Here is an 11,053-nt window from a genome sequence, read left to right as displayed (position 1 = left end):
CCATTACCACAAACAGGACAACGAGGATATCCTCTCAATATACGATTTTTCTTACCCCTACAATCTTCAAAAGTAAACTGACGTCTACAGTCTTTACATTGATATTTTTGATTACCTGCTTTGTCTTTTCCAAAGCGATAGAGATTTTGACTATGGCATCTTGGACATGAAATTTTATTCAATAATTTGCACATAATTTCATCTCTCCTTCGGAGGTATTTTTGGTGTTGCTATATTTAAGATACTCTAAGGAGGGATGAAATTCAAATATCATATAACTTAACAGAACTTTAGTAATTTATCGGAGGTTGAGTATGAAGATTATAACAGTAGTAGGAGCAAGACCACAGTTTATAAAAGCAGCTCCAGTTTCAAAAGAATTGAGAAAAGCATTTAATGAAGTTTTAATACATACAGGGCAACATTATGATGATAATATGTCTAAAGTTTTCTTTGAGGAATTAGGAATTCCTTTACCTGATTATAACCTTAAAATAGGATCAGGAAGTCATGGAGCAATGACAGGTAAAATGCTTGAGAAACTTGAGGAGATATATTTAAAGGAAAAACCAGACTGTGTTTTAGTTTATGGAGATACTAACTCAACCTTAGCAGGAGCTTTAGCAGCTAGTAAGTTATTAATTCCAGTTATTCATGTTGAAGCTGGGTTAAGAAGTTTCAATAAGTCTATGCCTGAGGAGCAAAATAGAATACTAACTGATCATATATCAAAGTTATTATTAGTTCCGACTAAGGATGCTGAAAAGAACTTAGAAAAGGAAGGCATAGTAGAAGGAGTTTATAATATAGGGGATGTTATGTATGATGCAGTTCTTATGTTTAAAGAAAGGGCAAAAGCAAAGGCATCTTTATTAGATAAACTTAATGTTAAAGAAAATGAATATATTTTAACTACAATACATAGAGCTGAAAATACAAATGATATAAAAAGGCTTAAAAATATTATTGAAGCTTTAAACGAATCAAAAGAAAAAATTATTTTACCATTACATCCTAGAACCAAAAAATTTATTAATGATTACAAATTAATATTAAATGAAAATATAAAAGTAATTGATCCAGTTGGATACTTAGAAATGCTAATGTTAGAAGCTAATTCAAAAATGATTGTAACTGATAGTGGTGGAGTTCAAAAAGAAGCCTATTTTATGGGAAAACCATGTGTCACAATGAGAGATGAAACAGAGTGGGTAGAAACTGTAGAGGTTGGCTGGAATGTAATAGTTGGAACTAATAAAGATAAAATTCTAGAAGCAATAAATAATTTTAAGCCTAATAATGAACAACCATATATATTTGGTGATGGAAAAGCTTCAGAAAAAATAGTAGAGCTTATAAATAGATATATAAAATAAATATTAAAGTTCGAATAAGAATATCCCAGTAAGGAAAGTAAGGGGCTTTACTGGGATAAATTATTTTAATATATTACAGAATTATTAATAAAATTTGATTTGTAGACAATTAATTGCTATTAGTAGTATAATAATTATGACTTTTATAAGAATAATAAGAGCTAGGATAAATGTTAGGAGACGAAAATATGAATAAGCTAAAAACATTTTTGTTATTAGTAATAGATGCTTTTTTAGTAAATATGGCATATTTATTGGCTATAAATATTACCTTTTATGAGAAGTTTACAGAAATTGCTACTATATATCAAAAAAATGTGATAGTTGTAACTATAATATATACAATATGCTTTTACTTTTTTAAGCTATATAATTCTTTATGGGACTTAACTGGAACAGATGAATTTTTACTTGGAGCTGGTGGAGGTATTCTGTCAGGTTCTTTAGTTATTTTATATACAAGGCTTTCTCCTAATATTACAGCAGTTGGGGCAACTATTCCTTTAAATGTCTGTGTTATTGGAACTATGATGTCCTGCATTTTTGTATTAGGATATAGGGTTTTATTTAGAGTTTATAGAAGATCCTTATTATATGCACCTTATAAGTATGCTAAGGATCAGCAGAGGGTTATGATTGTTGGAGCCGGTTCTGCTGGAACTATGATAATTAATGAAATGCTGGCTAGAAGAAATCTTAAGCTAAATCCAATAGTTCTAGTAGATGATGATGATTATAAGCAGGGCAAGAGAATCAGCGGAGTTAAGGTAGAAGGAAAGAGGAAGGACATAGTTAGGCTGGCAATTGAAAAGGAAATAGATATAATTTTAATTGCAATTCCATCTATTGATAGCAAAAATAAGAAGGAAATATTAGAAATATGCAAGAAAACAAATTGTAAAATTAAAATAATACCTGGTATTTATGAGATTATATCTGGAAAAGCTACTGTTAGCAGAATAAAAGATGTGGACCTGGAAGACTTATTAGGAAGGGAGCCAGTTGTATTAGATGATGAAGGAATTTCTAATTATTTAAATAATAGGGTGGTTTTAGTTACAGGAGCAGGAGGTTCAATTGGCTCGGAATTATGCAGGCAGATTGCAAAATATGGTCCTAAAAAGTTAGTGCTTTTTGATATTTATGAAAATTCAGTGTATGATATACAAAATGAATTAAGGACTCATTTTACAGATTTAAACATGGAAGTTCTTATAGGCTCTATAAGGGATAAGGAAAGATTAGAAGAAATATTTAAAAACAATAAGATAGAGGTAGTATTCCATGCAGCAGCCCATAAGCATGTACCTTTAATGGAAGATAGTCCAAAGGAAGCAATAAAAAATAATGTTTTTGGTACTTTAAACTTGGTTCAAACTGCTGATGAATTTAGTGTGGAAAGATTTGTTTTAATATCTACAGATAAGGCAGTAAATCCAACTAATATTATGGGTGCTACTAAGAGGCTATGTGAAATGATAATTCAAGCCTATAATACTGTAAGCAAGACTGACTTTGTTGCAGTAAGATTTGGTAATGTTCTTGGAAGTAATGGTTCTGTAATTCCATTATTTAAGAAGCAAATTCAAGAAGGTGGACCAGTTACAGTTACACATAAAAATATTACAAGATATTTTATGCTTATTCCTGAAGCTGCACAGCTTGTTCTTCAAGCTGGAGCTTATGCTAAGGGTGGAGAAATATTTGTTTTAGATATGGGTAAGCCAGTAAGAATATATGATTTAGCAAAAGATCTTATAAAACTTTCTGGTTTTGAACCAGGAGAAGATATTCAAATTAAAATAACCGGCTTAAGACCAGGAGAAAAGTTATATGAGGAGCTTTTAATGAGTGAAGAGGGATTAAAGGCTACTAAGCATAAAAAGATATATATAGGAAGACCTACTTTTGAAAATATAGATAGTTTAAATAGGAAGTTAAAAGAACTAGAAGGGGTTTTAAAAGAAGAAGATAATGAAGTTGTTAAGATGAAAATGAAGCAGATAGTTCCTACTTACAAAGAACCCAGTGAAGTAAATGAGGTAGCAATAACTGAATAAAGTTAAGAATATTAAATTTAAGAGGTAAAAAAATGAGTAAAATTAATAGGGCAATAAAAAGAATATTCGATATTATAGTATCTTTAATTGGGATAATAATAATATCACCAATACTTTTAATTGTAGCAATAAGCATAAAGCTGGATTCTGAAGGAAGTGTGCTATTTCTTCAAAAAAGAATTGGTAAAGATGGCAAGCCTTTTAATATTTATAAGTTCAGAACTATGGTTACTAATGCTGAAAAGCTGGGGGCGCAGATTACAGTTGGAAAAGATAACAGAATTACAAGGGTTGGGGCCTTTTTAAGAAAATATAAAATAGATGAGCTTCCTCAACTTTTTAATGTGTTAAAGGGTGATATGAGCTTAGTTGGTCCTAGACCAGAAGTTCCAAAGTATGTTGAGCTTTATACAGAAGAAGAAAGAAGAGTTTTAGAAGTTAGGCCTGGTATAACAGATTTAGCCTCAATTAGATATAGGGATGAAAATGATATACTAGGTAAGGTTGAAAATCCTGAAGAATATTATATAAAGGTTATTATGAAGGATAAGCTTAAATTAAATTTAGAATATATTGAGAAGAGTAATGTCTTCTATGATATCTATTTAATAATTAAAACAATAATAAAATGTATATAAGGTGGTAGTTGATATGAAAAAACTTAAGTTTGCAATAATAGGCTGTGGAAGAATATCTTATAAGCATGTAGAGGCATTAGTTGAAAATAAAGATGAAGCTGAACTTGTAGCTGCTTGTGACATAAAGTTAGAATTAGCAGAAGCTAAAAAGGAAGAGTATTTAACAAAGATGAAGGATGATTCCTTAAAAGTTTCTACATACACTGACTACAAGGAAATGCTGGAAAAAGAAGATATAGATGTTGTAACTATTGCTACAGAAAGCGGCTATCATGCAGAAATTGCAATTTACTGTATGAATAAGGGAAAGCACGTATTAGTGGAAAAGCCAATGGCTTTATCTATTGATGATGCTAATAAGATGATAGAAACTGCAAAGAAGAATAATGTTAAATTATCTGTGTGTCATCAAAACAGATTTAATAAGCCAATTCAGAAGTTAAGAACTGCAGTAGAAGAAGGCAAGTTTGGTAGAATAATGAATGGAACTGCAAGAATTCTTTGGAGAAGAGATGAAAATTATTATAAACAAGCCCCTTGGAGAGGAACTTGGGATTTAGATGGCGGTACATTAATGAATCAATGTATTCACAACATTGATTTATTACAATGGATGATTGGATCTGAAGTTGAAAGAGTTTATGCTGAATGTGATACCTTCAGAAATAACATTGAAGGAGAAGATTTTGGAGCTGTAGTAGTTAGATTTAAAAATGGAGCTATTGGAATTATTGAAGGAAGTGCAGTGGTTTATCCAAAGAATTTAGAAGAGACTTTAAGCATATTTGGAACTGAGGGAACTGTTGTTGTTGGAGGTCTTGCAGTTAATGAGCTTAAGACTTGGAGATTTGAAGGTGAGGATGAAGAAGCAGCTAAGAGAGACCTTCAAGTTGAAATAGAAAATGTTTATGGAAAGGGACATACACCTTTATTTAAGGATGTAATAGATGCTATTAATAAGGATAGAAAGCCTTATATAAGCGGGGAAGATGGTATAGTTCCATTATCAATAATATTAGCAGCATATAAATCAAGAAAAACTGGTATGCCTGTGAATTTTCCACTAAATAACTTTTCAAGCTCTGATATGAAGTAATTATTATATTTAAAAAGCTAGTACAGCAAGTGTAATGGGTAAGGTGGTTGAATGAAGAAAAAAATATGCCATATTTCAACTGTGCATAATGAAAATGATAATAGAATATTTTATAAACAATGTAGAAGTATTAGCAAGGCAGGGTATGATGTATCATTAATAGTTTCTTCAGATAGAAAAAAAACAGTTGATGGTGTAAATATAATACCACTGGCTAAAAGAAGTGGAAGGATAGGCAGAATTATTTATAGCAGAATTGAAGCATATAAGAAAGCTCTAGAAATAAATGCAGATATATATCATTTTCATGACCCAGAACTAATACCAATTGGAAGTAAGTTGGCTAAAAAAGGTAAAAAGGTTATTTATGATGTACATGAAGATGTTCCTAAGCAAATTTTATCTAAGAGTTATTTAGGCCCCAATTGGTTTAGAAAAATGATATCTGTTATTTTTAATAAATATGAAAAATCTAAATGTAAGGGATTTAGTGCAGTTGTAACAATATTAGATGAATTAATAGATGATTTTAAGAAAAGTAATAAAAATGTAATTAGTGTTAAAAATTATGCTATTAGGGATATGATAGATAAAAGTAATCCACTAGAAAATAAGGACAATCGAGATGATTTCATTTTAATATATATAGGAGCTATTACCAAAATCAGAGGAATTAAAGAAATGATTAGAGTAACAGAAGCTTTTAATGGAAAAGTTAAACTTTGGTTAATTGGTAGTTGGGAATCTGAAGAATTAAGAAAAGAATGTGAAAGTCTAGATGGATATAAAAATACAAAGTACTTTGGGCAAATGGAAGCAAAGGATTTATATAAGTATGTTAAGGCTGCAGATGTAGGAATGAGTATCCTACATCCTACTCCTAATTATAAACAGTCTATACCAACTAAAGTAATAGAATATATGGCCTGTGAAATACCCATAATACTTTCTGACTTTCAATATTGGGGAAGATTGTTTGGTGATGTAGGAATCTATGTTAATCCCTTAGATATTAATGTAATATCTAAAGCAATAGAATATTTTATTAATAATAAAGAAAAAGCTAAATTAATCGGACATAAAAATAGAGAAATATTTATGAATAACTTCTGTTGGGATACAGAAGAGAAAAAACTAATAGATTTGTATGAAAAAATATTAGCTAACTAATTACAATATTAATACATATTTGAGAACTAATGGGATAATTAAGGAAATATTAATTGTTTTTTTTATAGGAGGACTTATGAAGAAATCAACAATTTATTCTATAATAAGCCTTATGATAGTTTTTTTAATATTAAGCACCTTTTCTAGAAAGACTAAAATTTATGAAAAGGAAGTAAGCTTTAGTAGTCCTGAGGAAGCCATCTCAAGCTTTATAGGTTATGCTAATGCCTATGAAAGGGTTGGCAATAAGGGAACTTATATTAATATGGCTCCTGCTAAGTTTTTAGAAAGCTTATCAAGAAGATATAGATTATATATAAGAAATAGAAATGATGCAAGGTTTATTAATGGATACATACCTACATTTTATAGTTATGATTTAGTAGAAATAGAGGATGAAGCAATTAAGGAACTGTATGAAATCAGCCTTGAAAAAATACCTAATTATAAAAGGGCAAGGGATATAAAGTATTATAAATTAGACGGAAATTCCAGCTATAATAATCAAGTTGTAGATGTGGAAATGATTAATGATAATGGAACCCTTGCTAATAATGACAATATTAGTGATGCAGTGGATTTAGAAAAAAGCTCTTTTTACTTAGTTATAATAGACGAAGGGGAAGGATATGTAGTTGATTATTATCAGGAAATATATTCAGACTAGCTTGCTTTAAGGAGGGGAGGGAGCTAATGCTAGAAGTAGTAAATTATTCTTTTAAATACGGAGAAAATCTAGTTTTAGAAGACATAAGTTTTTCCTTAGGAAAAGGTAAGATACTTGGAATTATTGGACCAAGCGGCTGTGGCAAGACTTCTTTGGTTAAGGCGATAGTTGGAATATATGAATCAAAGGAGAGCAGCATAAGGCTTTTTGGCAGGCAGGTTTATGATAATGCTGAAGTAAAAAGGAATATAGCTTATGTCCCAGATGAACAGCCTAGTTTTTATTTAATCACAATAAAGGAGATAGTTAACTTTTATAAGAGTATATATAGCTCCTTTAGTGAAGAAAGATTTTATAAGATAAATAAGGTTTTTAAAATACCTTTAAATAAAAGATTTATGCAGCTTTCAAAGGGGATGAAAATGAGAGTAAGCATAATGATAGCTTTTTCCTTAGATGCCAGTTTATTAGTTTTGGATGAGCCTACTTCTGGTCTTGATCCAATCTTAAAAAAGGCTGTATTAAATCTAGTTAGGGAAGAGGTAAGCAGCGGGGAAAAGTCAGCAATAATAACATCACATAATCTAAGGGACTTAGAGGAAGTATGCGATGAAATATTAATAATTAATAATGGTAAGGTAGATTATTATAATACTTTAAATAATATGAAGGAGAATATTAAGAAGATTCAAGTAGCCTTTGATAAGCCAATTTATGAAGAGGACTTAGCTTGCCAAGGAATAATAACTATAGATAATGTTGGCAGGGTATTTACTATTATTACAGAAAAATATGATGATAAATTTATAAAAAGTCTGCAACAATATGAACCATTATTCATTGAAGAAATTGATTTAAACTTAGAGGAAATTTTTATTTATAAGCTTGGAAAGGAAAAGGAATATGAGAAAATATTTAAATAAAAGTCTTTTGTACCAAGGAGATTCAAAAATAATAGTATTTTTATGCGTAGTATATCTTATAGCCTTTTTTCTTAATAAAAGCATAGTTGATGATTATTTTAATTATAATATCATAAATAAATTATACAATTTAAATAATTATAGTCAGGGGATTGAATTTATCATTACAGGTGGGGCAATACTTTTACTTACTGTTTATTTAATGATTTGCTATTCAATTATTGTGGGACTTCATAAGAGGAAAAAGTGGTCATTATTTTTAAGTGGACCTTTCTCAAAGCTTGATATAAGAAAAAGAGAATTTACCTTGATGATAATTTCCTTTTTAGTTTTCTTATTTTCTTATATTATTTCAGTTATACAAAATGTATATTTAAATTATGAAGTGCTTTATTATATTGGCAACTTTGGAACTAGCTTTTTATTGGATATTATTAGAATTATATGTATTTCAATACTAATTATAGGATGCCTGGCCTTACTTGACTGCTTTTTTTCTAATTTGTATTTTGTATTTGGTTCCATGATATTTATACTGTCCTATCTTTTTACGCTTCTTATAAATTTAGAGGGCTATATTACTATGTATACTTATGCTAACAGGGCCTTTAACATAATTATAGAAAATATACAGCAATACCTTGAGGGTTACTATTTTTATGGGGATCATGCAGGTAATTTAGATAGAGCAACTATTATTTTAAGGGTACAAGGAATATCAGCAGCTTTATTTGTTATTGGAATAATATTAATTATAATCAGTAAAGGATTAACCAAGAATATGTTTGTTGAAAACATGAATGAGGGGATACTAATGAAATTCCCTAAAAAGGCATTTAAATTTATGCTAATAACTTTCTCAGGATTGGTTTTAGCTCCATTTCTTAGTAAATTAATAAATGAATTTTATTTTTCTTATACTTTAAATGCTAATATGTTATTTGCTGTTAAGTTATTAATAGTGATAATTTTTTCTTTTATTTCTTCTTATTTATTAAAAATGAGAAAAAATGGGGTCTGACCCCATTCCCAAAAATGTAATGGGGTCAGACCCCATAAGGAGGATGGATTATGTTATTAAGTGAAGTTGTAAATTTGATTGATAATGTTGAACTGTTAAATGAAGGGAGTTTTTCATCACTAGGTCTTGCTGTATCTAAATGTGATGAGGATCTTCTTTCTTTTATTGAAAGTGAAAAGTATACTAAGGGTTTAGGGAAAAATATAAAATGTTTAATAACTACAAGGGAGCTAGGAGAAAAGCTTAAAGATAGTTATGGAATATTAATTTCAGAAAATCCTAGAATGGATTATTTTAAGCTGCATAATAAGCTTTCTACTATGGAAGATTATAAAAGAAAGGATTTTGATACAGTAATAGGAGAAAACTGTGAAATAAGTAATTTAGCTTCTATAAGTAAGAAAAATGTTAAAATAGGTAATAATGTCAAAATAGAAGAATTTGTTGTTATAAGAGAAAATACTGTTATAGGAAATAATTCAATAATTAGAGCAGGAGTAGTCATAGGTGGAGAAGGTTATGAATATAAAAGGATTGATGGGATAATTATGAATGTTAACCACTGTGGAGGTGTCATAATAGGAAATAACGTTGAAATTCAATATAATGCCTGCATAGATAAGGCCCTTTATAGCTGGGATAATACTATTATAGGGGATTATTCTAAATTGGATAACTTGGTACATATAGAACATGGAGTTAAGATAGGAAGAAGATGTTTAATTGCCTCAAGAACAACTTTTGGAGGCAGAACAGTAATTGGTGATGATTCTTGGGTAGGCCTTGGAGCTGTAATATCAAATGGCTTAACTTTAGGTAATAAAGTAAGCATAAGCTTGGGAGCTGTTGTAACAAAGAATTTAGAAGATGGAGCAAGGGTTTCGGGTAATTTTGCAATAAATCATGATAAATTTATAGACTTTATAAAAACAATTAGATAGATTTTACAATAAAATATTATTAAATTTGTAAGTCTATATAAATTAGTGATATAATAAATAATGACAATTATGTAAAATAATTTGAATGAGAGGGATAATAATGAAAGTTAGAAAAGCTATTATACCGGCAGCTGGATTAGGAACTAGATTTTTGCCAGCAACTAAGGCTCAGCCAAAGGAAATGCTTCCAATAGTTGATAAGCCAACAATTCAATATATTATTGAAGAGGCCGTAGCATCTGGAATTGAGGAAATTCTTATTGTAACTGGAAGAAATAAAAAATGTATAGAAGATCATTTCGACAGATCTGTTGAATTAGAATTAGAATTAGAAAAAAGCAATAAGGAAGAAATGCTTGAAATGGTAAGGGAAATATCTAATATAGCAGATATACATTATATTAGACAAAAGGAACCAAGAGGCTTAGGCCATGCAATACTATGTGCAAGGGCCTTTGTAGGAAATGAGCCTTTTGCAGTTTTACTAGGTGATGATGTTGTAGATTCAGAAGTTCCTTGCCTAAAGCAATTGATGGACTGCTACAATGAATATAAAACATCAATATTAGGAGTTCAAACTGTACCAAAAGATGATGTAAACAAATATGGAATCGTTGACGGGATTCATATAGAAGATAGAGTATATAAGGTTAAAAATCTAGTTGAAAAGCCAGCTTTAGAAGAAGCTCCAAGCAATGTGGCTATTTTAGGAAGATATATTATAACACCACAAATCTTTAATATATTAGAACAAACTAAGCCAGGTAAGGGAGGAGAAATTCAGCTTACAGATGCCCTTCAAACATTAATTTCCCAAGAAGCTATGTATGCTTATAATTTTGAAGGAAAGAGATATGATGTTGGAGATAAATTTGGTTTCTTACAAGCAACAGTTGAATTTGCCTTAAAGAGAGAAGAATTAAGAGAAACATTTATGAACTATTTAGCAAATAGAGATTGGGATAAAGAAATAAAGAAATAGATTTCTTTAGCTCAATTGACAATCGATAATTGAGGAAGAGTTTATATGAATTAGTCATATGAGCTCTTTTTTAATTAAATCACAATTTAAAATGGCGCAATCAAGGAGAATATTATATGAGGGGCTCATATAATATCTTTTTTAATATTTTGAATTACAAGCTATTACATTTTACAGCA

The 11,053-nt window shown here is 29.7% G+C and carries 11 protein-coding genes; 10 read left to right on the top strand and 1 reads right to left on the bottom strand.

Annotation, left to right across the window (positions count from 1 at the left end; genetic code table 11):
• A partial coding sequence (locus KQI16_RS12950) for an IS1/IS1595 family N-terminal zinc-binding domain-containing protein (RefSeq protein ID WP_442861798.1) occupies positions 1 to 194 on the bottom strand: 194 nt, incomplete at its 3' end.
• A 120-nt stretch (positions 195 to 314) separates the two neighbouring features.
• On the opposite strand from KQI16_RS12950, the gene wecB reads away from it, so the two are divergent.
• The 10 genes from wecB (at position 315) to galU (ending at position 10,874) form a co-directional block, all read left to right on the top strand.
• Positions 315 to 1,376, top strand: a complete 1,062-nt coding sequence (wecB, locus tag KQI16_RS06195) for a non-hydrolyzing UDP-N-acetylglucosamine 2-epimerase (RefSeq protein ID WP_216432823.1) — start codon at positions 315 to 317, stop codon at positions 1,374 to 1,376.
• A 188-nt stretch (positions 1,377 to 1,564) separates the two neighbouring features.
• The gene (locus tag KQI16_RS06190; protein ID WP_216432822.1) at positions 1,565 to 3,436 is read left to right on the top strand and encodes a nucleoside-diphosphate sugar epimerase/dehydratase; all 1,872 of its coding nucleotides are present in this window, start codon (positions 1,565 to 1,567) and stop codon (positions 3,434 to 3,436) included.
• A 32-nt stretch (positions 3,437 to 3,468) separates the two neighbouring features.
• Complete coding sequence (locus KQI16_RS06185; RefSeq protein ID WP_216432821.1) at positions 3,469 to 4,074, top strand: sugar transferase; 606 nt, start codon at positions 3,469 to 3,471, stop codon at positions 4,072 to 4,074.
• A gap of 13 nt (positions 4,075 to 4,087) precedes the next feature.
• Positions 4,088 to 5,170, top strand: a complete 1,083-nt coding sequence (locus KQI16_RS06180; RefSeq protein ID WP_216432820.1) for a Gfo/Idh/MocA family protein — start codon at positions 4,088 to 4,090, stop codon at positions 5,168 to 5,170.
• Positions 5,171 to 5,221: 51 nt separating this feature from the next.
• Positions 5,222 to 6,340, top strand: coding sequence for a glycosyltransferase family 4 protein (locus KQI16_RS06175; RefSeq protein ID WP_216432819.1), 1,119 nt, complete (start codon positions 5,222 to 5,224; stop codon positions 6,338 to 6,340).
• Between the two features lie 76 nt (positions 6,341 to 6,416).
• On the top strand, positions 6,417 to 7,007 hold the full coding sequence (locus KQI16_RS06170; RefSeq protein WP_216432818.1) for a hypothetical protein: 591 nt from the start codon (positions 6,417 to 6,419) through the stop codon (positions 7,005 to 7,007).
• A 26-nt stretch (positions 7,008 to 7,033) separates the two neighbouring features.
• Entirely contained in the window at positions 7,034 to 7,930 is an 897-nt protein-coding gene (locus KQI16_RS06165; RefSeq protein WP_216432817.1) for an ABC transporter ATP-binding protein, read from the top strand.
• Positions 7,911 to 8,951: a hypothetical protein gene (locus KQI16_RS06160; RefSeq protein WP_216432816.1), complete on the top strand. Its 1,041-nt coding sequence runs from the start codon at positions 7,911 to 7,913 to the stop codon at positions 8,949 to 8,951. Before KQI16_RS06165 ends, KQI16_RS06160 begins: the two co-directional genes overlap by 20 nt.
• 50 nt (positions 8,952 to 9,001) lie before the next feature.
• On the top strand, positions 9,002 to 9,892 hold the full coding sequence (locus KQI16_RS06155) for a UDP-3-O-(3-hydroxymyristoyl)glucosamine N-acyltransferase (RefSeq protein ID WP_216432815.1): 891 nt from the start codon (positions 9,002 to 9,004) through the stop codon (positions 9,890 to 9,892).
• A gap of 100 nt (positions 9,893 to 9,992) precedes the next feature.
• Positions 9,993 to 10,874, top strand: a complete 882-nt coding sequence (galU, locus tag KQI16_RS06150; protein ID WP_216432814.1) for a UTP--glucose-1-phosphate uridylyltransferase GalU — start codon at positions 9,993 to 9,995, stop codon at positions 10,872 to 10,874.
• Positions 10,875 to 11,053: the final 179 nt, after the last annotated feature.

The organism is Caproiciproducens sp. MSJ-32, from assembly GCF_018918055.1.
Classification (GTDB): domain Bacteria; phylum Bacillota; class Clostridia; order Clostridiales; family Clostridiaceae; genus Clostridium.
This window is presented reverse-complemented; position numbering and strand designations above follow the sequence as displayed.

Bases quoted from the DNA above. Each gene is read 5' to 3' on its own strand.
- KQI16_RS06170 (WP_216432818.1), top strand. From the start codon at position 6,417: ATGAAGAAATCAACAATTTATTCTATAATAAGCCTTATGATAGTTTTT.
- KQI16_RS06180 (WP_216432820.1), top strand. From the start codon at position 4,088: ATGAAAAAACTTAAGTTTGCAATAATAGGCTGTGGAAGAATATCTTAT.
- wecB (WP_216432823.1), top strand. From the start codon at position 315: ATGAAGATTATAACAGTAGTAGGAGCAAGACCACAGTTTATAAAAGCA.
- KQI16_RS06190 (WP_216432822.1), top strand. From the start codon at position 1,565: ATGAATAAGCTAAAAACATTTTTGTTATTAGTAATAGATGCTTTTTTA.
- galU (WP_216432814.1), top strand. From the start codon at position 9,993: ATGAAAGTTAGAAAAGCTATTATACCGGCAGCTGGATTAGGAACTAGA.
- KQI16_RS06165 (WP_216432817.1), top strand. From the start codon at position 7,034: ATGCTAGAAGTAGTAAATTATTCTTTTAAATACGGAGAAAATCTAGTT.
- KQI16_RS06160 (WP_216432816.1), top strand. From the start codon at position 7,911: ATGAGAAAATATTTAAATAAAAGTCTTTTGTACCAAGGAGATTCAAAA.
- KQI16_RS06155 (WP_216432815.1), top strand. From the start codon at position 9,002: ATGTTATTAAGTGAAGTTGTAAATTTGATTGATAATGTTGAACTGTTA.
- KQI16_RS06185 (WP_216432821.1), top strand. From the start codon at position 3,469: ATGAGTAAAATTAATAGGGCAATAAAAAGAATATTCGATATTATAGTA.
- KQI16_RS06175 (WP_216432819.1), top strand. From the start codon at position 5,222: ATGAAGAAAAAAATATGCCATATTTCAACTGTGCATAATGAAAATGAT.